The sequence below is a fragment of the Oscillibacter acetigenes genome (assembly GCF_025567605.1).
In the GTDB taxonomy this organism is placed as follows: Bacteria; Bacillota; Clostridia; order Oscillospirales; family Oscillospiraceae; genus Oscillibacter; species Oscillibacter welbionis.
The window spans coordinates 37,248-58,305 of the sequence record NZ_JAOQKG010000005.1 but is presented as its reverse complement, the minus strand read 5'-3'; the positions used below and the strand labels follow the sequence as shown (position 1 = coordinate 58,305).

Sequence of the window (21,058 nt, the reverse complement as noted above, 5' to 3'; positions counted from 1 at the left end):
TCCCGTGGGGGGGCCGACCATCCAACAACCTCAACCCCGGACGGCCGTCCGGGGATGCGACCAAAAGGAGCTGTCTGTATGATTAAGATCACCACCGACTCCACCTGCGACCTGCCGCGGGAGCTGCTGGAGCGATACAATATCACCGTGACCCCGCTGGGGATCATCAAGGCGGGGAAGCTGTACCAGGACGGGGTGGACATCCGCACCGGGGACATCGCCGCCCATGTGGACGCCGGCGGCGAGATCACCACCACCAACGCCGTCAATGTGGCGGACTATGAGGAGCTGTTCCGCCGTCTGATGGAGGAGTATGACGCGGTCATCCACCTGAACATCGGCATGGGCTTTTCCAGCTGCCACCAGAACGCCCGCCTGGCGGCGGAGGAGGTGGACGGCGTGTATGTGGTGGACTCCGCCAACCTGACGGTGGGCCATGGGATGCTGGTGCTGGCCGCCGCAGAGGCCGCGGAGGCCGGGAAGTCTGTGACGGAGATCCTGGCGATGCTGGAGGAGATGATTCCCCGGGTGGAGACCAGCTTTGTGCTGGACCGGCTGGATTACATGAAAAAGGGCGGTCGCTGCTCCACCGCCACGGCCCTGGGTGCCAGCCTGCTGAAGCTCCACCCCTGCCTGGACGTAGTGGACGGCAAGCTGCCGGTGACGAAGAAGTACCGGGGCTCCATCGAGAAGGTGGTGGAGGAGTACGTCCGGGACCGGCTGCGGGACCGCGCGGACCTGGACACCCACCGGGCCTTTCTGGTGGACACCTGCCCGGACGACCACCTGGCCTCCATCGCCCGGGAGGTCCTGCGTCAGGACGGGCGGTTCCAGGAGATCATCGAGGCCAAGGCGGGGTGCACCATCTTCTGTCACTGCGGCCCCGGCACCCTGGGCGTGATCTTCCTGCGGAAGGCGTGAGACCGTGCGCGCTGCGGGCGGCAGGCCCGGCGGCCCGCTTCCCGCGCCCTGGCATCAAACAGAAGAGCCGGCCCCTCTGGGGACCGGCTCTCTTTGCTGGAAATCAGATTTACTTGACGGCGATGGCCTCGATCTCGCAGAGCACGCCCTTGGGCAGCTCTCGCACGGCCACGCAGCTGCGGGCGGGCTTGGAGGTGAAATACTTGGCGTACACCTCGTTGAAGGCGGCGAAGTCGCCCATGTCCGCCAGGAAACAGGTGGTCTTCACCACGCTCTCTAGAGTGACGCCGGCGGCCTCCAGAATGGCGCCCACGTTCTTGCAGCTCTGCTCCGCCTGTGCGGCGATGCCCTCGGGGATAGCGCCGGTGGCGGGGTCCACGGGAATCTGGCCGGAGGTGATGACCAGGTCGCCGAAGGCGTAGCCCTGGGAGTAAGGGCCGATGGCGCCCGGAGCGTTGGGGGTGGAAATCACGGTTTTCATGGGAAAACCCTCCTTTGATCGATTTGGATACCTTCATCATAACATCCGCCGCAGAAAAGTCAACTACCGGCGCTTGTGAAAAAGGGAAAATCGTGGTATACTTTTTTGGAATGTCTTACAGGAAGGGCGGACGGCCCGCCGGAAGGAGAAGAGCAAGTATGAGCGATTTGAGGGAAGTCCTTCAGGAGAACAGCTATCTGCGCCAGAAGCAGCTGATCTTCGCGGACTGCGACCGGTACCAGCGGGCCCGGGTGAGCACGCTGTTGAGCATCGCCGCCGCCGTGGCCGGGGCGGACTACGACGCCCGGGGTCTGACCTATGAGAAGCTCTATGAGATGCGGGAGGTGTTCCTGCTCTCCCGCATCGCCCTGCGGATCCATCGCTGCCCCAGGGCGCTGCAGGTGGTGGACGTCACCACCTGGGAGGACGGCGTCAAGGCCGCCCACATGCAGCGGGTGTATGAGATCACGGACAGGGAGGGACTTCTGGTGTCCATCCGCAGCGACTGGATTCTGGTGGACCCGCAGACCCGGCGCATCATGCGGCCCGGCACCTTCACAGCCAAGAAGCTGGGCACCTGCCCCAAGGCCATCGACGCTCCGGAGCCCCGGAAGATCCTGCTGCCCCGGGAGGGGGTTGAGGATCTGGGCGCCCGGAAGGTGGTCTGGTCCGACCTGGACGGTAACGGCCATGTGTACAGCGGCAACTACGGTGACTTCGTCTGGGACTACCTGCCCGCCGACCTGCAGGAAAAGGTGCCCCGGGAGTTCTTCATCAATTACAGCAAGGAAGCCACCCTGGGCCAGGAGCTGCGGATGGTGGGCTGCCGCAAGGGCGGCGAGTATCTGATGGAGGGCCTGGGCCCGGAGGGCGTCTGCTTCTCCGCCCAGTGCGTGTTTTAAGATGCGGGCGGAGCCGTTTTCCCTGGGCGGGATGCCGGCCCTCCGCTGGGGGCGGCCCAGCCGGCGGGGGATCCTCTACCTCCACGGCCAGGGCGGAAGCAAGGCGGAGGCTGCGTTCTTTGCCGCCGCGGCGGCGGACGCCGGGTGGCAGACCGTCAGCGTGGATCTGCCCGGCCACGGGGACCGGGAGTCAGAGGCCGCGGCTCTGGTCCCCTGGCAGGTGGTGCCGGAGCTGCGGTGCGCCCTGGCGGAGCTGCGGGGCAGATGGGACCGGGTGGGGCTCTTCGGCTCCAGCCTGGGGGCCTGGTTCGGCCTGCTGGCATATCCGGACGCGCCCCTGGCGGGGGCGCTGTTCCTCTCTCCGGTGGTGGACATGGAGGCCCTGATCCGCAAAATGATGGGCTGGGCCGGTGTCAGTGAGGAGCGGCTGGCCCGGGAGGGGCGCATCCCCACAACGTTCGGCCAGACCCTCTCCTGGGAATATCTGCGATACGTCCGGACCCACCCTGCCCGCCGGTGGCGGACGCCCACGGCCATCCTGTACGGCGCCCGGGACCATCTGACGGACCGGGAGACCGTGGAGGCCTTTGCCGCCCGGAATGGCTGCCGCCTGACTGTGGAGGAGGCCGGAGAGCACTGGTTCCACACGCCGGAGCAGCTGGCGGTGGTGGACCGCTGGCAGCGTGCCTGCCTGGCGGACCTGGAATAAGAGAACAGCGAAGCGCCGCCCCGCATCCGCGGGGCGGCGCTGTGATTTGAAGCGGGAGCAGAGCTCAGAACCCGTACAGCATGGAGCGGCTGATGTCCGCCAGGGAGTGGGCGCCGCACATAGCCATGGTGTCGGCCAGCTCGGCCTTCAGCTTTTCCACATAGGTCTTGACGCCCTCGGCACCGGCACCGTACACCATGGTGACGAAGGGCCGGCCGATCAGCACCGCGTCCGCGCCCAGGGCCAGGGCCTTGAACACGTCCATGCCGGTGCGGATGCCGCCGTCCACCAGAATGGTCATCCGGCCGCCCACAGCGTCCACGATGGCGGGCAGCACCTCTGCGGTAGAGGGGCACTGATCCAGCACCCGGCCGCCGTGGTTGGACACCACGATGCCCTTGGCCCCGGCCTCCAGAGCTTTCTTGGCCCCGGCCACGGTCATGATGCCCTTGACGATGAAGGGCTTCTCCGCCATGGCAACGATCTCGCGCAGCTCCTCCACAGTCTTGCTGCCGGCGGGGGGCGTCATGTTCTTCAGGAAGGGCAGGCCCGCCGCGTCGATGTCCATGGCGATGGCAAAGGGATCTGCGGCCTTCACCAGGTCCATCTTCTGCCGGATGGTCTCCAGGTTCCAGGGCTTGACGGTGGGCACGCCGCAGCCGCCGTTCTTGGCGATGGCCGCCGCAGCGCCCTCCATGACCGCAGGGTCCGTGCCGTCGCCGGTGAAGGCGGCGATGCCCGCTTCAGCACAGGCGGCCACCAGGATGTCGTTATAGGCCAGATCGTTGTACTTGTCCCCGTAGTGGAGCGTCATGGCGCCCACCGGGGCAGCGAAGACCGGCAGGTCCACCGTGCGGCCGAACAAGGTGAAGGAGGTGTCCACCGGCTTGTTCTCGCAGATGGTGTCCATGTTGACGCACAGCTCCTGCCACTTCTGATAGTTACGGATGAAGCCGGTCCCGATGCCCTTGGCGCCGGGGCCGGGGACGGTGTTCCTGCAGGCCAAGCCGTTGCACACGGGACAGGCCTTGCAGTAGGGGCCCATAGCGCCCCGCGCTTGTTCCAGAACTTCCTGATATGTCATAGATTTTCCCCTCCGAATTGTTTTCCGAAAACCGCGGCACGCCGCGGAAGGCTGCCTTGATTGTACTCCCTTTAAAAGAAAAAGGCAACCTTTGGCAGAGAAGTTCCCGGGCGCAAAAAGAGGCTGGAAAAATTTTTTGTTTTCCTGCAACATACGGCCCGCCTTTCCGTCTGAATAGGCAGAGGCCCCGGTTTGGAAGCGGGGCGTGAAAAGGAGGGTATTGGAATGAAAAGAGGCTTTGCGTGGCTGCTGACGCTGCTGGCGCTGCTGGGTCTGCTGTCCGGCTGCGGCGGTGGTGGTGATACGACTGTGTCGGACACCGCCTCCAACAGCGCCGCCACGGATGGGGCGGACGACCCGGGCGGCTCCTACGGCGCCTGGGCGGAGGCGGAAGTGGCTGAGGACTCCGGCGGTACGGCGGAGGACGGTGCCTCCGACCGTCTGGAAAACGCCAAGATGATCTACACCGCCCGGATGGAGGTGGAGACCACCGCCTTCGACACCGCCGACGCGGACCTGCGGACGCTGGTGGAGGTCCTGGGGGGCTATTTTGAGCAGGCGGCGGTCCATGACTACGGCAGCGGCTATCGCTCCGGCGACTACAAAGTGCGCATCCCCGCGGATCAGTTCCAGCCTTTCCTGGACCGGGTGGGGACACTGTGCCACGTCACCTATCAGGAGCAGACCAGCGAGAACGTCAGCGAGGCGTACTACGACGCGGAGAGCCGCCTGGCCACTCAGAGGACCAAGCTGGAGCGGCTGCAGAACCTGCTGGCCCAGGCGGAGAATATGGAGGACATTATCACCATCGAATCCGCCATCTCCGACACGGAGCTGGAGATCGAGCGGCTCACCGGCACCCTGCGGCAGTATGACGCCCTGGTGGACTACGCCACTGTCCATCTCTCCCTCCAGGAGGTGTACCAGCTCTCCAATGTGGAGGAGCCGGCTACCAGTTTTGCAAGCCGCATGGGCGCGGCCTTTGCTTCTGGCTGGCGGGGGTTTGTGGGCGCACTGGAGAGTCTGGCCGTGGCCCTGGCCTACGGCTGGGTGTGGCTGCTGCTTCTGGCGGCGGTTGGCACCGTGGCGGGCCGCCTTCTCTGGAAGAGGAGGCGCAGGGAGCGGCAGGCCGCCTCCAAGGAGTCGGAGAACAAGCCGTAAGACAGAACGGAACAAACAGCGCATCCGGCGTTGGATGCGCTGTTTTCCTGCCGGATTTTTGAAAATGATGTGGATTTTTGACGGATGATATTCCGTTTTGTGTTCGCTGTCGGGCATACACCGCGCCGCCGCGGCACATACTAGCGGGGATCACGGAGGTGGAGCATGAATCGGATTTCATCCAATTATGAGGAAAATGTGCAATGGTTCAACGACGTGCTAGGGGCAGGCCGCAGCTGCGACATGGTATGTCGGGACCTGTATGTGGGCGGCCGGCGGGCCCGGTTCTGGGTCATCGACGGCTTCGGCGGGGACGCCATCCTGGAGCGGATGGGGGCCTTCTGGCTGTCGCTCCAGCCGGAGGCGGTGCAGGGCCTGACGGAGATGCAGCAGTTCGCGGACCGCTATGTGACCTTTATGGAGGTGAACGTCAGCTATGACCGGGATGACATCGTCACCTCCGTGCTGATGGGCAAAAGCCTGCTGGTGATGGAGGGGCTGTCCGGCGCGGCGCTGATCGACGCCAAGGAGTATCCCAGCCGCAGCGTGGGAGAGCCGCCGGACGGCAAGGTCCTCCGGGGCTCTCATGACGGATTCATTGAGGCGGTGGTGCCCAACATGGCCATGCTGCGCCGCCGCATCCGGGATCCCCACCTGACCATGGAGGGGCTGAAGGTCGGCCAGCGGACCCACAGCGACGTGGCGCTGTGCTACCTGGATGACCGGGTGGACCACGCCCTGCTGGACGAGCTGCGCCACAAGCTCCAGAACATCCAGGCCAACTCCCTCACCATGGCGCAGGAGAGCGTGGCGGAGGCCATCCGCCCCAAGCAGTGGTACAACCCCTTCCCAAAGGTGCGGTACACTGAGCGGCCGGACACCGCCGCCGCCTGCGTCATGGAGGGCAGCATCATCCTGATGGTGGACAACTCTGCGGCGGTGATGATCCTGCCCACCACCTTTTTTGACTTTACCCAGGAGGCCAATGACTTCTATTTTCCCCCGCTGGTGGGCACGTATCTGCGGGTCCTGCGGGTGACGGTGTTCCTGATCTCCCTGCTGATTACCCCTGCCTGGTACCTGATGGTCAGCTCGCCGGGGCGCCTGCCGTCCTGGCTGGATTTCCTCTCCTCCCCGGAGCCGGCGGCGCTGTCTCTGCTGTCCCAGCTGCTGGTGGTGGAATTCCTGATCGACGTGCTGAAGCTGGCGTCCCTGAACACGCCGGATACGCTGTCCAACTCCTTCTCCATGCTGGGGGCCTTGATCCTGGGTGATTTTGCCGTGCAGGCCGGATGGCTGGGGCCGGAAGTACTGGTGTATATGGCATTCGTCTCCGTGGCGGGCTTCGCCCAGCCCAGCTATGAGCTGGGGTACGCCTTCAAGCTGCTGCGGGTGGCGCTGCTGCTGCTGACAGCGGCCTTCGACGTCTGGGGATTCTGCCTGGGGTTCGTGGGCATCCTAGTCCTGCTGGCCACCACAAAACCCCTGGTGGGCCACGGGTATCTCTATCCCCTGATCCCCTTCAACGGCAAGGCGCTTCGCCGGCTGCTGGTGCGGGAACCCATCAATCGGGACAACACCTGAGAGACCCGCTCCTTCCAGCACGCGCCGGACAGGATTCTGTCCGGCGCGTTTTTTCCCCGAAAGCAGAAAATTTTTCAAACTGTGGCATTTCCAACCCCTTTTGGAAAAAATGGGCGCTCTGATGAAACGGACTGCGGGGACAAAAGCCCACCCTGGTGCGTTTGACGAGGAGAGAAGGGACTCATATCACGGATCATCATGAACTTCTACACCCCTTCAGCTTTGGATGGAGGGGAAATTTGAACAGGCGGGAGAGATGCAGCCGGCGGAGAGAAATGAGGGGCCGCCACAGCTGCTCCGGTGGCCGGACGGCCCGGCTGCCGTCTTTGCAGCCGCGCTGGAGACGGCCGTGCGTGCCTGCATGGCGCCGCCCGGCGGGGGGAAACTGTTTTTCGCCGACTTGACGAAATTTCCGGCTGTTTTTTCGCTCTCCTGCCCAAAACGGGGAATGTGCCAAAATTTTTGTTGTATTGCACCGGCAAAGGTTGTATAATTTCTACATTAGGCATCCCCGGCGGCCGGTGGGACTGGCCGCGGCAACAGCACAACATAAGGAGTGGAACAAACATGAGCTATTCTGTACAAAACATCCGCAACGTCTGTCTGCTGGGCCACAGCGGAAACGGCAAGACCGCCCTGGCAGAGAGCCTGCTGTATATGACCGGGGCCATCGACCGGATGGGCCGGGGCGCGGACGGGAATACGGTCTGCGACTATGATCCGGAGGAGACCAAGCGGCAGATCTCCATCTCCACCGCTGTGGCGCCGCTGGAGTACAAGGGGTGCCGGATCAACGTGCTGGACACGCCGGGCGCGTTCGACTTCGCCGGCGAGGTGATCGAGGCTCTACGGGCCGCCGACGCCGCCATCATCGTCTGCTCCGCCAAGGACGGCGTGTCCGTGGGCCTGGAGAAGGCGTGGAAATACTGCGAGGAGCGGAATATGCCCCGCTTTATCTATATCTCCAAGACCGACGAGGACAACAGCGACTACAACGCCACCTTCGAGGCTCTGCGGGCCCGGTTCGGCAACAAGATCGCGCCTCTGGTGGTGCCCATCTGGGACGAGGGCAAGAAGGTCACCGGCATCATCGACGTGCTGAACAAGCGCGCCTATGAGATGCAGGACCAAAAGCGGGTGGAGATCGAGATCCCCGAGGGCAAGGACGCCGTCATCGAGGAGTTCAACAACGCCCTGAAGGAGTCCGTGGCCGAAACCAGCGAGGAGTTCATGGACAAGTTCTTCGGCGGCGAGGACTTCACCTACGCCGAGATGATTCAGGGCCTGCGCCAGGGCGTGCGGGAGTTGAGCCTGTTCCCCGTGCTGTGCGGCTCCGCTGTCAACTGCATGGGCAGCCTGATGCTGCTGGACGACATCGTGGACCTGCTGCCCAACCCCATGGAGGGCAACTATCACAAGGCCACCCGCCAGGACGGCGAGACGGAGCCCTTTGTGGTCTCCCCCGGCGGCGTGCCTACGGCCTTCGTGTTCAAGACCGTCTCTGACCAGTACGGCAAGTACAGCTTCGTCAAGGTGCTCTCCGGCACCCTGACGCCGGATCTGCCCATGGTCAACGCCCGCACCGGCGTCTCTGAAAAACTGGGCCGCCTGTACACCATGCGGGGCAAGAAGGCCACCGAGGTGAAGGAGCTGGGCTGCGGCGACATCGGCGCCATCGGCAAGATGGAGAAGGTCAAGACCGGCGATACCCTGTGCGACGCCCGGAAGGTCGTCGCCCTGAAGGAACTGCCCTTCGCAGAGCCCTGCTATTCCGTGGCCATCGTGCCCAAGACCCGGGGCCAGGAGGACAAGATCGCCCAGGGCCTGGCCCGTATGAACGAGGAGGATCCCACCTTCTCCGTCACCAACAACGCCGAGACCCACCAGATGGTGCTCAACGGCTCCGGCGACATGCAGGTGGATGTGCTGGTCAGCAAGCTGAAGAGCCGCTTCAATGTGGAGGCGGATCTGAAGCCCGTGCGGGTGCCCTATCGGGAGAAGATCCGCAAGACTGTCCAGAAGCAGGGCCGCCACAAGAAGCAGACCGGCGGCAGCGGCCAGTTCGGCGACGTGTGGATCCGGTTTGAACCCCAGACGGAGCAGGACGACATGATCTTCGCCGAGGAGGTCTTCGGCGGCAGCGTGCCCAAGAACTTCTTCCCTGCGGTGGAGAAGGGCCTGCGGGAGGCCTGCGCCCACGGTCCCCTGGCGGGCTATCCCGTGGTGAACCTGAAGGCCGTGCTGTACGACGGCTCCTACCATCCGGTGGACTCCTCCGAAATCGCCTTTAAGACCGCGGCGCAGCTGGCCTACAAGGCCGCCCTGCCGGAGGCCAACCCGGTCCTGCTGGAGCCGGTGGGCGAGCTGAAGGTCACTGTGCCCGACAGCTACATGGGCGACGTCATCGGCGATCTGAACAAGCGCCGGGGCCGCGTCATGGGCATGGATCCCACCGGCGACGGCAACCAGGTGATCTCTGCGGAGGTGCCCATGGCTGAGATGGGCAGCTACGCCATCGATCTGCGGTCTATGACGCAGAGCCGCGGCAGCTTCACCTTCCACTTCGTCCGCTACGAGGACTGCCCGCCGGCAGCCCAGGAGAAGGCCATCGCGGAGGCGAAGGCGCTCCAGGCGGCGGAGGAGAAGTAAGGAAGAGGCAGTCCGCGTCTCTCCGCCGGGAGTCCGGCGTACAAGTATTTTGCCGGAGGCAAAATCTTGAAATCGGCCGAATTCACTTCGGGCGATTTGCATCCAATGCGGGGTCCCCGCGGGGCGCAAAGCGGCTTGCGGGGCGACTGCCCGCCGGCAGCCCAGGAGAAGGCCATCGCGGAGGCGAAGGCGCTCCAGGCGGCGGAGGAGAAGTAAGGAAGAGGCAGTCCGCGTCTCTCCGCCGGGAGTCCGGCGTACAAGTATTTTGCCGGAGGCAAAATCTTGAAATCGGCCGAATTCACTTCGGGCGATTTGCATCCAATGCGGGGTCCCCGCAGGGCGCAAAGCGGCTTGCGGGGCGACTGCCCGCCTGCGGCCCAGGAGAAGGCCATCGCGGAGGCGAAGGCGCTCCAGGCGGCGGAGGAAAGATAACGCACATTTGCAAAAACCAAAACGGCGGGGAGCAAACTCCCCGCCGTTTCTGTAAGCAGAAATGCCACAAGCTGTTAATTTGTATGAAAGGAGCGGGCACATGTATCAATATAAATACATTCCGGTGGATACCGGCGGCGGCTTCCTGTCAGACACCCGGGAACACCGGGAGCTTATCGACGCATACGCCGCAGAAGGCTGGCGGTATGTGGGATTTTTCCCGGTGAGCTTCACGAGTCATGGAGGGATTAGCCGGGTGGACCTGATCTTTGAACGGAGTCGTAAATTGCCGACTTAAAATCCAGGAAAAGTTTTCTATTAGTTGCAAAAGCAACTTCAAAATATTAGAATATCCTGTTATACTCAAACTGTCCCAAGGGGACTGAGGAAAAAAGGCTTTCAAAAAAGATAAGTATAAAAGGAGGACATTTACTATGAAGAAGTGGGTCTGCTCTGTCTGCGGTTATGTTTATGAGGGCGAGAATCCCCCCGAGAAGTGCCCCCAGTGCGGTGTTCCCGCCTCCAAGTTCACCGAGCAGAAGGGTGAGCTGAGCTGGGCTGCCGAGCATGTGGTCGGCGTGGGCAAGTCCTTCGGCGAGTCTGTTCCCGCCGAGGTCCAGAAGGAGATCATCGACGGTCTGAACGCCAACTTCACCGGCGAGTGCACTGAGGTCGGCATGTATCTGGCCATGTCCCGCGTGGCATATCGTGAGGGCTATGCCGAGATTGGTGAGTATTGGCGCCGGGCCGCTCTGGAAGAGGCCGAGCACGCTGCCAAGTTTGCGGAGCTGCTGGGCGATGTGGTGACCGACTCCACCAAGAAGAACCTGGAGATGCGGGTCGAGGCCGAGAACGGCGCCACCCTGGGCAAGTTCGAGCTGGCCAAGCTGGCCAAGCAGTACAACCTGGACGCCATCCACGACACCGTGCATGAGATGGCCCGCGACGAGGCCCGTCACGGCAAGGCTTTCGAGGGCCTGCTGAAGCGGTACTTCGGCTGATTCGAAAAGTCCATACGGCAAATCCCCCCGGCCGCCGGCCGGGGGGATTTTTATAAAAAGAGAGGTAAGACCGTTCGCGCCGCACGAAACTAATCAGAATCTGTAACATCTTTCAAGGCCCTGAGGGGCGCTTGCTTTTCTGCTCCCATATACATGAACTGATGTTGGTTGATCTGGTCATACATCAATTTCGGTTAACATGCAGGCAGAAAGAGAGGCTTGCGTGTGATGATCTCCTATGACAGCCTGCGGGACAAAATGAAGGAAAAAGGCATCTCTCAATACGCCCTGATTAGGCGCTGGCACATCAATCCAGCCCAGATCACCCGCCTGAAGCGGAATGAGAGCGTCAGCCCCCACACCATTGAGATGTTCTGCAAGATCCTGAAGTGTGAGGTGGGGGACATTATGCGGCATATTCCGGACGGGAAAGCGTAACGGCAGAGCAGGCCGCCCGCTCTGCCGTTTTTTGCCGTCCCCGGCCCGATTCTACGCTCCGCAGACAAAATTCAAGGGCGGGGGATGGTCAAACAGCCTGATTTGCGGTATGCTGAGGCCAGAGAGGAGGGAGGCCCATGGATGCCGGAAAGACAGGCGCCTATCTGGCGGCGCTGCGGAAAGCCCGGGGCATGACCCAGCAGGAGGCGGCGGATCAGCTGGGTGTCTCCAACAAGACCGTGAGCAAGTGGGAAAACGGCGCGGGGCTGCCGGATATCACCGTGCTGCCTGCCTTGGCGGAGCTGTACGGCGTCACCGCCGATGATATCCTGGCGGGAGAGACCTTGCGGGGCCGGCCAGCGGAGGCCCAGGGACCGGCACGGCGGCGCCTCCTGCTGCTGCGGCTGCGGACCCGGTTCGACCTCTGTTTCATCGGCAGCCTGGCGCTGGGTGTGCTGGCGGCATTCCGGGTGGCCTATGTCAGTCTGGCGGCCTGGCCGCTGTCGGTGGGCCTCTTATGGATCGGCTATGTGCTGGCTGTCCATCCGGCCCGGTACGGTGATATATCGTTGGATGCTAAAATTTGGGAAAACCTGTACCGCAAGCTGCTGGCCGCCTCCGCCGTCCAGTGGTGGGCCCTGCTGCGGCTGGTGCGGCTGGGCAGGCTGGAGGTGGACTTTGCGGAGATGCGGTACTACGACACCATGCAAGCCTGGAAGCCGCTGCTCTTCGCCGTGGGGCTGGCGCTGCTGTGCGCCGTGCTGGAGCGGGCCCTGCGCCGCCGGGCGGGGGCGGATGCCTCTTTGCTGTGGATACCGGAGCGGCTGCGGCCAATGCTCCACCGGAGCGGCGGCTTCCTGCGGCGGACCCGGCGGCTCTGGCTGGTGTGGCTGGCGTGGGCGGTACTTCTGGCGGGGCTGTGGTTCCTGGCGGACGGCCAGCTGGACCGGGTGTTGGCGCCCTGGATCGCCCGATATGGGGAAGAGCTGGTCCAAAGCGGTTTCCCGGAGAGCTGGACCATCCTGCGGGGGCGGCTGGAGGCGGATGTGGCACTCTGGCTCCGGCTGCGGCAGGGGGTGCTGATCGCCGGCGCCGTCTCCGGGGCTGGCGTGCTGGTTTGGACGCTGCTACATTGGAAAAAGCGCCGCCCCCCTCTTGCGGAGGAGGGCGAAACATGATAGAATCTCTCCGGCGAAGAATAAGGGGAGAAGTGTATGTATCACTATATTTTCTTTGATTTGGACGGCACGCTGACAGACTCCAAGGAGGGCATCCTCAACAGCCTGCGGTATGCCTTTGACAAGCTGGGGGAGCCGGTGCCGCCGGAGAGCACCCTCATCAAATTCATCGGCCCGCCCCTGCAGGACTCCTTCGCGGAATTCTGCGGCTTTTCGGCGGAGCGGGCCGCGGAGGCCATCGCCGCCTTCCGGGAGCGGTACGAGCCTGTCGGCAAGTTTGAGAACATGGCCGCCCCCGGCATGGCGGACCTGTGCGCCCGGCTGAAGGCCCGGGGCTATGTGCTGGCTCTGGCCTCCTCCAAGCCGGAGAGCCTGTGTGTGCCCATCTGCGAGAAGTTCGGCTTCACGCCGTCTTTGGCTGTTGTGACGGGCAGCCCGCCCGTGGGGGACTGGAGCAAGGCGGACGTGATCCGGGAGACTATGCGCCGCCTGGAGCTGACGGAGGCCCACAAGCCGGAGATCCTGATGGTGGGGGACCGGAAGTTCGACGTGCTGGGCGCCAAGGCGTGCGGCATCGCCTGCGCGGGCGTGGAGTTCTTCGGCTACGCCGCCCCCGGCGAGCTGGCGGAGAGCGGCGCTGTGGCCGTGGTCCGGACACCGGAGGAGCTGGAGCAGTTCATCCTGACCCATTGAATGCGAAAAAAGAGGCGGCGCCCATGGGGCGCCGCCTCTTTCAGGCGCTTCGGTATTCAGCCGACGGTTTCCGCCTCGAGGACTTCCGGCAGGGTCAGGCCCTCACCAGTGAGATCGGCGGTGAGGATGGGGTCGATGGGCACCGCCAGATACATACTATTGCCGTAGACATAGGCGCCGGAGGTAACGGCTACCGCCTGACCGTAGACGTTCAGCAGGGCGCCGCCGCTGCTGCCCTCGGAGATGTCGGCGGTGCTCATGACGCAGGGCAGGGCGTACCGCTCCACATCCCGCTGCGTGGCGCTGACGATGCCGGAGCTGACTGCCAGCCCCAGGCCCAGGGGATTGCCGATGGCGTAGACCGTGTCGCCCGCCCGCAGGTCTCCGGTGCCGGAATCCGCGATGTCCAGCGTGGCAAAAGCAGAGGTGTCGTGTCCCTTTAGGGCGGCGTGGGAGACGCGGATCACCGCGATATCGATGTCCGGATCGTAGTAGATGACCCGCTCCACCTCATATACATCCCCGGTGGAGAGCGTGGCGGTGGCGGAGACCGCGTCCGCGATGGAGTGGTAGTTGGTGATGGCCAGCCCGTCCTCCGTGATGAAGAAGCCGCTGGCCTCGCCGGTGACAAGGCCTTCGTCCCGGTACGCCTCCGTCTCATAGGTGTCCAGACGGAACACGGCGGCCGCGCAGCGGTCCGCCACCTGCCGGGCGGTGAGGGCGGGGGTCAGCAGGCCCAGGGCGTTGGCCGCGGCCCGGGAGACGGTCCCCTGGCTCACCAGGCGCCCGATCACTGTGGCGCTGCCGTCCCGGTAGGAGAAGGACAGAGCGTCCGCCGCCATCTCAAACAGGTCCCCCTGGGTCAGGGTGCCGGTATAGGCGATGGGGAAGAGGCCGATCCGCTGGGCGAAACCCGCGGCGTCGGCAATGGTAAAGTCGCCCGCCTTGTCGGAATACCCCAGCATCCGCAGCAGGAAGGCGCTCCAGGCGTTGGCGGTGAGGGCCGCGTCCGGCCGGAAGGCTGTCGCCGTGACGCCGGTGATCCAGCCCTGCCGGGCGGCGTAGTTCACCTCCTGGGCGATGGAGGCGGGAACATCCCGGAAGCCGGCCAGCCAGTTGTCTGCCGCGGCGGCCTGTTCTGCCCCGGCCAGATGCACCAGCAGCACGGCCGCCTGTGCCCGGGTGGCGGGGGCGTCCAGATTATATGTAGAGTCGATCAGTCCCAGGGTGGAGAGGGTGTCCGCGGCCCGGGCCGCCTCCCCCTCCAGAGCGGAGGCGGCGGGGATCACGCTCACCGTCAGGACAAGGACACAGAGGAGCGAAAGAAGTCGTTTTTTCATGGGGTAGCCTCCAAATCTTGAGAATGGCTCCATTTTAGCACCGGGCAGAGCGCTTGGCAAGGCCCGGTCCCTTTACTGCCCGGGCCGATTTGGGCGTTCCCAAGACTCTCTTGGCGGAAAAGACGGAACAGAACGGTATATAAAAGGCCCCGCTGCCGCACATGAGGGCCTTGGTTCCACTATTCTGTATATTGGGATCACGCTCTTCTGCCCTTCAGAAAAGAACGCATCAGCATCGCGATCATGCCAATCATGAGATAGCAGACGCAATACAACAAAAACGCTGTTTCACCCATCGCAAAGAATAGCCACGCCCCTGCCAGAAATAATCCCGCGACAACAATTGGAAGGGGCCACAGCCGCTTGATGTCCTTTCCTGCAAATACGCCGCATACAGCAGAAAATATGGGATTGACCCCAAAGAACAGCAGAAGGCAGACGGCCATTCCCGCGCTGCCTGCAAATGTTGCTGCCAACCACGGACAGCCTATCATCAACAGCATTGCCAATATAGACCAGAAGATCAATGGCTTCATGTGGATGGCCTCCCTTTTATACGGAAATGGTTGCTTTTCTATATGATATCATATACGTCTGGCTGCTTCAAGGTTTGGAAGCGGGCCCCTTCAGCGAAAGCGCCGGAGCTGCCCATCCGTCCGGAGGAGGCGGGGGAGCAAGGCCCGTCTCACTGGACAGGCGGGCCAAAGTCTGCTATACTGAATCTACCTTTTGGAAAGGAAGCGGCCCATGGCGGAGCGATTGGCGGAGGACCTCTGGCGGCTGGACATCCCCTTGGTGGGGAACCCGCTGAAAAACTTGAACAGCTATTTGCTGACCGGAGAGCGGAGCCTGCTGATCGACACGGGCTTCCGCCAGCAGTCCTGCCGCGAGGCCATGGAGCGCCAGCTGGCGGAGACGCACGTGGACCGGGACCGGCTGGACATTTTCTGCACCCACCTCCACAGCGACCACACAGGGCTGGCGCCGGAGCTGATCCGCCCCGGCTGCCGGATCTATATCGGGGAGATCGACAGCCCCGGCGTGAAAAACGCCTCGGATCCGTCCTGTTGGAAGCGGCTTTACGGGGAATATGTGCGGGACGGCTTCACCCAGGCGGAGATGGAGGCCCTGTGGGGAGACAATCCGGCCCAGACGGCGGCCCCGCCCTGGCGGGAAGGGCTCTATACGGAGCTGCAGGACGGCGCGGCGCTCCATTACGGCGGCCGTATGCTGCGGTGCGTGCTGACGCCGGGCCACACGCCGGGGCACCTGTGCCTGTATGACCCGGCCCGCCGGCGGCTGTTCTGCGGCGACCATGTGCTGTTTCACATCACGCCCAACATCTGCCGCTGGCAGGGAGTGGAGGACTCTTTGGGGGACTATCTCAGCAGTCTGGACAGGACGGCCGCTCTGGACACAGCGGAGCTGTATCCCGCCCACCGGGCGGAGACCGGGGACCTGCGGCAGCGGACGGCGGAGCTGAAGGCCCACCACGCCCGCCGGCTGGAGGACACCCTGCGGACCGTGGAGAAGGCGCCGGGCCTCACCGCCTATCAGATCGCAGGCCGGATGCGTTGGAGCATCCGCTGCCGGAACTGGGCGGATTTTCCCCTGGCGCAGAAGTTCTTTGCCGTGGGAGAGGCCCTGGCCCATCTGGACCATCTGGAGGCCCAAGGGCGGGTCTTCCGCCAGGAGATACATGGAAAACGGGTATATTTCGCCGGCGTGGGCGACAAAATATGAATGATAAAGGAGATGCTTCAAATGGAAGTGAAAGAGATTCTGAGCAAGTGCGACCACACTCTGCTGGCCCAAACGGCCACCTGGAAGGAGATCCGGGCCATCTGCGACGATGGTATGAAGTACGGCTGCGCCAGCGTCTGCATCCCTGCCAGCTATGTCAAGCAGGCGGCGGAGTATGTGGCGGGAAAGCTGCCCATCTGCACGGTGATCGGCTTCCCCAACGGGTATGACACCACCGCCGCCAAGTGCTTCATGGCCACGGACGCCGTGGAGAACGGCGCCGAGGAGGTGGACATGGTCATCAACCTGGGCTGGGTGAAGGATCAGAAGTGGGACGACCTGCTCGCCGAGATCAAGGCCGTGAAGGCCGCCTGCAAGGGCAAGCTGCTGAAGGTCATCATCGAGTGCTGCTTCCTCACAGACGAGGAGAAGATCAAGATGTGCGAGATCGTCACCGCCTCCGGCGCGGAGTATATCAAGACCTCCACAGGCTTCGGCACCGGCGGCGCCACCCGGGAGGACGTGGCCCTCTTTGCAAAGCACGTGGGTCCCGATGTGAAGATCAAGGCCGCCGGCGGCATCGCCGACCTGAAGGACGCGGAGGACTTCATCAACCTGGGTGCCTCCCGCCTGGGCACCAGCCGCATCGTCAAGGCCGTGAAGGCCATGGAAGAGAAATAAGGAGGAAATGAAAGCATGGGAACTCCCCATAACGAGGCGGCCCAGGGGGCCTTTGCCAAGACCGTTCTGATGCCCGGCGATCCGCTGCGGGCCAAATTCATCGCGGAGACCTTTCTGCAGGACGCGAAGCTGGTGAACAACGTCCGGGGCGTCCAGGGCTACACCGGCACCTATCAGGGCACGCCTGTGTCCGTCATGGCCTCCGGCATGGGGATGCCCTCCATCGGCATTTACTCCCATGAGCTGTTCCACTTCTATGATGTGGACAACATCATCCGGGTGGGCAGCGCCGGCGCCATCTCCCCCCAGCTGAAGGTGCGGGACGTGGTGTTCGGCCAGGGCTCCTGCACGGACTCCAACTACGCCCACCAGTTCGGCCTGGGCGGCACCTTCGCCCCCATCGCGGACTTCACCCTGCTGGAGACCGCCGTGACGGTAGCCCGGAAGCTCGGCATCGAGCCCCATGTGGGCAGCCTGCTCAGCTCCGACGTGTTCTACAACAAGGCGGGCAACACTCTGGACTGGGGCAAGATGGGCGTGCTGGCTGTAGAGATGGAGAGCGCGGCCCTGTACTGCAACGCCGCCGAGGCGGGCAAGCGGGCCCTGGCCATCTGTACCATCTCCGACAGCTTGATTACCGGCGAGGAGCTGCCTGCCGCCGACCGCCAGACCACCTTCACCCAGATGATGGAGATTGCCCTGGGCGTTGCTGTGGAGATGGCGAAGAAGTAAGGCGAGTTCAAAAAAGAAGAATCAGTCCCCGCGGCCACGCGGGGGAAGCATGAAGGGGGACGTTGAGTCCCCCTTCATAGTTGATCGGCCCGCCGCAGCGGCGACTTTCGGCAAAGGTGAAAGCGGGAGGCCCGCCGGCAAAGCCGCCGGGCCGGGACGCGGAGCATCTTTTCCATATTTTCCCGGTCCGGCACAGGCCGAGCCTCTCCGGGAAATGACCGGTGACAATGGAAACAGAGCCGTGACAAACCACAGCAAAAATTTTGCAGAATTGGTTCTGCTTTTTACAAAACCGTAAAAAAGATATCCGAAATTCATAAAAATTTCAACAAAATGTGGCGAAAAAGAAAACAATTTGGAAATGCGGTTGCAATCCTCAGGAAGAGTTGTTATAATGGGCCTGACCCGTTGAGGTCATCCTGCGCGGAGAGATTTTCGCGCGGATAACAAAACGAAGGAAGGTAGATTCCAATGAAGAAGTTTCTTGCATTGCTCCTGGCATTGGTGATGTCCCTGTCCCTGGTCGCCTGCGGCGGCGGGGACGACACCGCCGCTGACGGGGGTGCCGATGCGGAGGATGGCGGCAACGCCGAGACCGCCGCTTATCAGGTGGCTATGATTACTGACTACGGCGATATCACCGACCAGTCCTTCAACCAGACCACCTATGAGGCCTGCCAGGAGTTCTGTGACGCCGAGGGCCTGCAGTTCGAGTACTACAAGCCCGCCGGTGACTCCACCGCCGAGCGTGTGGCCATGGTGGACGCCGCTGTGGCTGACGGCTACAACGTCATCGTGATGCCCGGCTACGCCTTTGCCGAGACCATCAAGGAGACCGCGGAGCTGTATCCCGACGTGACCTTCATCGCGCTGGACGTGGCGCAGGGCGATCTGGGCGAGGACTACACCGTGCCCTCCAACGTGTACTGCGCTGTGTATCAGGAAGAGCTGTGCGGCTACATGGCCGGCTACGCCGCCGTGAAGCTGGGCTACACCCACCTGGGCGTGCTGGGCGGCATGGCCGTTCCCGCCGTGCAGCGGTTCGGCTATGGCTTCGTGCAGGGCGCTGACGCCGCTGCCGTGGAAATGGGCATCGCCGATCAGGTTGTGATGGAATACGTCTACGGCAACCAGTTCTTTGGCGACAGCGATATCACCGCTTACATGGACAACTGGTATCAGACCCTGGGCGTGGAGGTTGTCTTCGCCAGCGGCGGCGGCATCTACACCTCCGCGGCTGAGGCTGCTGCCAAGGTCGGCGGCAAGCTGATCGGCGTGGACGTGGACCAGTCCGGCAACATCAACACCTATGGCGAGGGCATGTGTGTGACCTCCGCCATGAAGGGGCTGGCCGAGACTGTCAAGCACATGCTGGGCGAGGTCGTGGCAGGCAGCTTTGCCAACTACGGCGGCCAGGTGGAGACCCTGGGCCTGGTGAGCGGCGATGATCCTACCGCCAACTATGTCCAGCTGCCCATGGAGAGCACCCAGTGGGGCGACGGCTTCACTCAGGATGACTACAAGGCCCTGGTGAAGGCGATGTACGACGGCGGTGTCACTGTTTCCAATGACATTTCTGCCATGCCCGCGACCACCATCACGGTCAATTTCGCCGGCAACATCAAGTAAAGATCAAAGTCTTTGCAGGAAGAGGACGGGAGTAATCCCGTCCTCTTTTTTGCCTCTGGGCAAATTTTACAAAACAAACCTCATATTCCTGTATTTTTTCTTTGAAATATTCCGGAAGATATAGTACAATAAATACACTATACAAGAGGAGGAGGGCGGTAAGCTTGGAACAGCCATATGCCATTGAAATGCTGAATATCACCAAGCGCTTTCCGGGAATTGTCGCAAACGACAACATCACGCTCCAACTGAAGCGGGGCGAGATCCACGCGCTGTTGGGAGAAAACGGCGCCGGAAAGTCCACGCTGATGAGCGTGCTGTTCGGCCTGTACCAGCCGGAGGAGGGCGTCATCAAAAAAGACGGCCAGGTGGTGCAGATCAAGGACCCGAACGATGCAAACGCACTGGGGATCGGCATGGTCCACCAGCACTTCAAGCTGGTGGAATGCTTTTCCATTTTAGACAACATCATCCTGGGCGTGGAACCCTGCAAGAACGGCTTCCTGCAGAAGCAGGAGGCCCGGGAGAAGGTCCTGGCCCTGTCGGAGAAGTACGGCCTGCAGGTGGACCCGGACGCACTGGTGGAGGATGTCACCGTGGGCATGCAGCAGCGCACGGAGATCCTGAAGATGCTCTACCGGGACAATGAGATCCTGATCTTCGACGAGCCCACCGCTGTGCTGACGCCGCAGGAGATCGACGAGCTGATGCAGATCATGAAGAACCTGGCGGCAGAGGGCAAATCCATCCTGTTCATCTCCCACAAGCTGAATGAGATCATGTCCGTGGCGGACCGCTGCACGGTCCTGCGGAAGGGCAAATACATCGGCACGGTGAACATCGCCGAGACCAGCCGTGAAGAGCTGTCCCGCATGATGGTGGGCCGGGACGTGGAGTTCGCAGTCCACAAGGAGCCCTCCAAGCCCAAGGATCCCATCCTGGTGGTGGAGGGTATGACCGTGGCCTCCAAGCTCCATAACAACAATGCTGTGAAGAATATCTCCTTTACGGTCCGGGCGGGAGAGATTGTCTGCATTGCCGGTATTGACGGCAACGGCCAGACGGAGCTGATCTACGGCCTGACGGGCCTGGAGCCCCTGGAGTCCGGCAAGATTACGCTCTGCGGCCAGGACATCACCCGCGCCCCCATCCGGCAGAGGTCTCTGCTGGGCATGAGCCACATCCCGGAGGACCGCCACAAGCACGGCCTGGTGCTGGACTACACCCTGGAGGACAACATGGTGCTCCAGCGGTACTTTGAGCCTCAGTTCGTCAGCAAGGCGGGCTTCCTGAAGCGCAAGGCCATCCGCGAGTACGCCAACCGCCTGATCGAGCAGTACGACGTCCGCTCCGGCCAGGGGCCTGTCACAGTGGCCCGCAGCATGTCCGGCGGCAACCAGCAGAAGGCCATCATCGCCCGGGAGATCGACAAGGACCCGGAGCTGCTGATCGCCGTGCAGCCCACCCGCGGCCTGGACGTGGGCGCCATCGAGTATATCCACAAGCAGATCGTGGCCCAGCGGGACGCCGGCAAGGCGGTGCTGCTGGTGAGCTTGGAGCTGGACGAGGTCATGTCCCTGTCCGACCGTATCCTGGCGATCTATGAGGGCGAGATCGTGGGCGAGCTGGACCCCAAGACCACCACGGCGGAAGAGATGGGCCTGTACATGGCCGGCGCCAAGCGGAAGGGGGCTTGAGAA

The 21,058-nt window shown here is 62.9% G+C and carries 21 protein-coding genes; 17 read left to right on the top strand and 4 right to left on the bottom strand.

The genetic code is table 11. The features are described 5' to 3' along the window. Positions 1-78 precede the first annotated feature (78 nt). Positions 79-921, top strand: a complete 843-nt coding sequence (locus tag OCV80_RS11105; protein ID WP_119310487.1) for a DegV family protein — start codon at positions 79-81, stop codon at positions 919-921. 109 nt (positions 922-1,030) lie between these two features. Here the strand turns inward: OCV80_RS11105 and OCV80_RS11100 are convergent, their stop codons facing one another. Next, the gene (locus tag OCV80_RS11100; RefSeq protein WP_021749284.1) at positions 1,031-1,402 is read right to left on the bottom strand and encodes a RidA family protein; all 372 of its coding nucleotides are present in this window, start codon (positions 1,400-1,402) and stop codon (positions 1,031-1,033) included. Positions 1,403-1,560: 158 nt separating this feature from the next. On the opposite strand from OCV80_RS11100, the gene OCV80_RS11095 reads away from it, so the two are divergent. Then, a complete protein-coding gene (locus OCV80_RS11095) occupies positions 1,561-2,304 on the top strand; it encodes an acyl-[acyl-carrier-protein] thioesterase (protein WP_025545641.1) in 744 nt (247 codons plus the stop codon). 1 nt (position 2,305) lies between these two features. After that, positions 2,306-3,013: an alpha/beta hydrolase gene (locus OCV80_RS11090; protein WP_136891436.1), complete on the top strand. Its 708-nt coding sequence runs from the start codon at positions 2,306-2,308 to the stop codon at positions 3,011-3,013. A gap of 64 nt (positions 3,014-3,077) precedes the next feature. On the opposite strand, the gene OCV80_RS11085 is transcribed toward OCV80_RS11090, so the two are convergent. Next, positions 3,078-4,097: an alpha-hydroxy-acid oxidizing protein gene (locus OCV80_RS11085; RefSeq protein ID WP_021749287.1), complete on the bottom strand. Its 1,020-nt coding sequence runs from the start codon at positions 4,095-4,097 to the stop codon at positions 3,078-3,080. 225 nt (positions 4,098-4,322) lie between these two features. On the opposite strand from OCV80_RS11085, the gene OCV80_RS11080 reads away from it, so the two are divergent. From OCV80_RS11080 to OCV80_RS11040, 9 genes are all read left to right on the top strand, one after another. Next, positions 4,323-5,258 carry a DUF4349 domain-containing protein gene (locus tag OCV80_RS11080; RefSeq protein WP_256264352.1) on the top strand — a complete coding sequence of 312 codons (936 nt, stop codon included), beginning with the start codon at positions 4,323-4,325 and terminating at the stop codon, positions 5,256-5,258. Positions 5,259-5,423: 165 nt separating this feature from the next. Beyond that, on the top strand, positions 5,424-6,842 hold the full coding sequence (locus tag OCV80_RS11075) for a spore germination protein (protein WP_021751395.1): 1,419 nt from the start codon (positions 5,424-5,426) through the stop codon (positions 6,840-6,842). A gap of 567 nt (positions 6,843-7,409) precedes the next feature. Further along, the gene (locus OCV80_RS11070) at positions 7,410-9,491 is read left to right on the top strand and encodes an elongation factor G (protein ID WP_025545335.1); all 2,082 of its coding nucleotides are present in this window, start codon (positions 7,410-7,412) and stop codon (positions 9,489-9,491) included. Between the two features lie 66 nt (positions 9,492-9,557). Beyond that, positions 9,558-9,707: a hypothetical protein gene (locus tag OCV80_RS11065; protein ID WP_267288403.1), complete on the top strand. Its 150-nt coding sequence runs from the start codon at positions 9,558-9,560 to the stop codon at positions 9,705-9,707. A gap of 316 nt (positions 9,708-10,023) precedes the next feature. Beyond that, complete coding sequence (locus OCV80_RS11060) at positions 10,024-10,221, top strand: DUF4177 domain-containing protein (RefSeq protein ID WP_136891438.1); 198 nt, start codon at positions 10,024-10,026, stop codon at positions 10,219-10,221. A 136-nt stretch (positions 10,222-10,357) separates the two neighbouring features. Further along, the gene (locus OCV80_RS11055; RefSeq protein WP_021751391.1) at positions 10,358-10,924 is read left to right on the top strand and encodes an NADH peroxidase; all 567 of its coding nucleotides are present in this window, start codon (positions 10,358-10,360) and stop codon (positions 10,922-10,924) included. A 228-nt stretch (positions 10,925-11,152) separates the two neighbouring features. Further along, positions 11,153-11,362, top strand: coding sequence for a helix-turn-helix domain-containing protein (locus OCV80_RS11050; protein ID WP_021751390.1), 210 nt, complete (start codon positions 11,153-11,155; stop codon positions 11,360-11,362). A gap of 137 nt (positions 11,363-11,499) precedes the next feature. Then, positions 11,500-12,540 carry a helix-turn-helix domain-containing protein gene (locus OCV80_RS11045; protein ID WP_119310493.1) on the top strand — a complete coding sequence of 347 codons (1,041 nt, stop codon included), beginning with the start codon at positions 11,500-11,502 and terminating at the stop codon, positions 12,538-12,540. 36 nt (positions 12,541-12,576) lie between these two features. Next, the gene (locus OCV80_RS11040; protein ID WP_119310494.1) at positions 12,577-13,233 is read left to right on the top strand and encodes an HAD hydrolase-like protein; all 657 of its coding nucleotides are present in this window, start codon (positions 12,577-12,579) and stop codon (positions 13,231-13,233) included. 56 nt (positions 13,234-13,289) lie between these two features. On the opposite strand, the gene OCV80_RS11035 is transcribed toward OCV80_RS11040, so the two are convergent. Together OCV80_RS11035 and OCV80_RS11030 are read right to left on the bottom strand one after the other, a co-directional pair. Beyond that, on the bottom strand, positions 13,290-14,573 hold the full coding sequence (locus OCV80_RS11035) for a S1C family serine protease (RefSeq protein WP_160117387.1): 1,284 nt from the start codon (positions 14,571-14,573) through the stop codon (positions 13,290-13,292). Between the two features lie 197 nt (positions 14,574-14,770). Further along, positions 14,771-15,109 (bottom strand): hypothetical protein, encoded by a 339-nt coding sequence (locus OCV80_RS11030; protein ID WP_119310496.1) that lies wholly within the window; start codon positions 15,107-15,109, stop codon positions 14,771-14,773. A 211-nt stretch (positions 15,110-15,320) separates the two neighbouring features. Here OCV80_RS11030 and OCV80_RS11025 point away from each other — a divergent pair, with 211 nt between their 5' ends. The 5 genes from OCV80_RS11025 to OCV80_RS11005 all read left to right on the top strand — a co-directional run bounded on the left by OCV80_RS11025 (position 15,321) and on the right by OCV80_RS11005 (position 21,055). Further along, positions 15,321-16,316, top strand: coding sequence for an MBL fold metallo-hydrolase (locus OCV80_RS11025; protein WP_267288402.1), 996 nt, complete (start codon positions 15,321-15,323; stop codon positions 16,314-16,316). A 21-nt stretch (positions 16,317-16,337) separates the two neighbouring features. Next, positions 16,338-16,997, top strand: coding sequence for a deoxyribose-phosphate aldolase (gene deoC / locus OCV80_RS11020; RefSeq protein WP_267288401.1), 660 nt, complete (start codon positions 16,338-16,340; stop codon positions 16,995-16,997). 15 nt (positions 16,998-17,012) lie between these two features. Beyond that, positions 17,013-17,729, top strand: coding sequence for a purine-nucleoside phosphorylase (deoD, locus tag OCV80_RS11015; RefSeq protein ID WP_136891443.1), 717 nt, complete (start codon positions 17,013-17,015; stop codon positions 17,727-17,729). A 471-nt stretch (positions 17,730-18,200) separates the two neighbouring features. Beyond that, positions 18,201-19,358 (top strand): BMP family lipoprotein, encoded by a 1,158-nt coding sequence (locus tag OCV80_RS11010; protein WP_267288400.1) that lies wholly within the window; start codon positions 18,201-18,203, stop codon positions 19,356-19,358. A 188-nt stretch (positions 19,359-19,546) separates the two neighbouring features. After that, the gene (locus OCV80_RS11005; RefSeq protein WP_267288440.1) at positions 19,547-21,055 is read left to right on the top strand and encodes an ABC transporter ATP-binding protein; all 1,509 of its coding nucleotides are present in this window, start codon (positions 19,547-19,549) and stop codon (positions 21,053-21,055) included. Positions 21,056-21,058 lie beyond the last annotated feature (3 nt).

Coding starts and splice junctions, on each gene's coding strand:
- OCV80_RS11035 (WP_160117387.1), bottom strand. CDS start 14,573: ATGAAAAAACGACTTCTTTCGCTCCTCTGTGTCCTTGTCCTGACGGTG.
- OCV80_RS11070 (WP_025545335.1), top strand. CDS start 7,410: ATGAGCTATTCTGTACAAAACATCCGCAACGTCTGTCTGCTGGGCCAC.
- OCV80_RS11095 (WP_025545641.1), top strand. CDS start 1,561: ATGAGCGATTTGAGGGAAGTCCTTCAGGAGAACAGCTATCTGCGCCAG.
- OCV80_RS11085 (WP_021749287.1), bottom strand. CDS start 4,097: ATGACATATCAGGAAGTTCTGGAACAAGCGCGGGGCGCTATGGGCCCC.
- OCV80_RS11060 (WP_136891438.1), top strand. CDS start 10,024: ATGTATCAATATAAATACATTCCGGTGGATACCGGCGGCGGCTTCCTG.
- OCV80_RS11030 (WP_119310496.1), bottom strand. CDS start 15,109: ATGAAGCCATTGATCTTCTGGTCTATATTGGCAATGCTGTTGATGATA.
- OCV80_RS11090 (WP_136891436.1), top strand. CDS start 2,306: ATGCGGGCGGAGCCGTTTTCCCTGGGCGGGATGCCGGCCCTCCGCTGG.
- OCV80_RS11080 (WP_256264352.1), top strand. CDS start 4,323: ATGAAAAGAGGCTTTGCGTGGCTGCTGACGCTGCTGGCGCTGCTGGGT.
- OCV80_RS11010 (WP_267288400.1), top strand. CDS start 18,201: ATGAAGAAGTTTCTTGCATTGCTCCTGGCATTGGTGATGTCCCTGTCC.
- OCV80_RS11040 (WP_119310494.1), top strand. CDS start 12,577: ATGTATCACTATATTTTCTTTGATTTGGACGGCACGCTGACAGACTCC.
- OCV80_RS11025 (WP_267288402.1), top strand. CDS start 15,321: ATGGCGGAGCGATTGGCGGAGGACCTCTGGCGGCTGGACATCCCCTTG.
- OCV80_RS11075 (WP_021751395.1), top strand. CDS start 5,424: ATGAATCGGATTTCATCCAATTATGAGGAAAATGTGCAATGGTTCAAC.
- OCV80_RS11055 (WP_021751391.1), top strand. CDS start 10,358: ATGAAGAAGTGGGTCTGCTCTGTCTGCGGTTATGTTTATGAGGGCGAG.
- OCV80_RS11005 (WP_267288440.1), top strand. CDS start 19,547: ATGCTGAATATCACCAAGCGCTTTCCGGGAATTGTCGCAAACGACAAC.
- OCV80_RS11100 (WP_021749284.1), bottom strand. CDS start 1,402: ATGAAAACCGTGATTTCCACCCCCAACGCTCCGGGCGCCATCGGCCCT.
- OCV80_RS11050 (WP_021751390.1), top strand. CDS start 11,153: ATGATCTCCTATGACAGCCTGCGGGACAAAATGAAGGAAAAAGGCATC.
- deoD (WP_136891443.1), top strand. CDS start 17,013: ATGGGAACTCCCCATAACGAGGCGGCCCAGGGGGCCTTTGCCAAGACC.
- deoC (WP_267288401.1), top strand. CDS start 16,338: ATGGAAGTGAAAGAGATTCTGAGCAAGTGCGACCACACTCTGCTGGCC.
- OCV80_RS11105 (WP_119310487.1), top strand. CDS start 79: ATGATTAAGATCACCACCGACTCCACCTGCGACCTGCCGCGGGAGCTG.
- OCV80_RS11045 (WP_119310493.1), top strand. CDS start 11,500: ATGGATGCCGGAAAGACAGGCGCCTATCTGGCGGCGCTGCGGAAAGCC.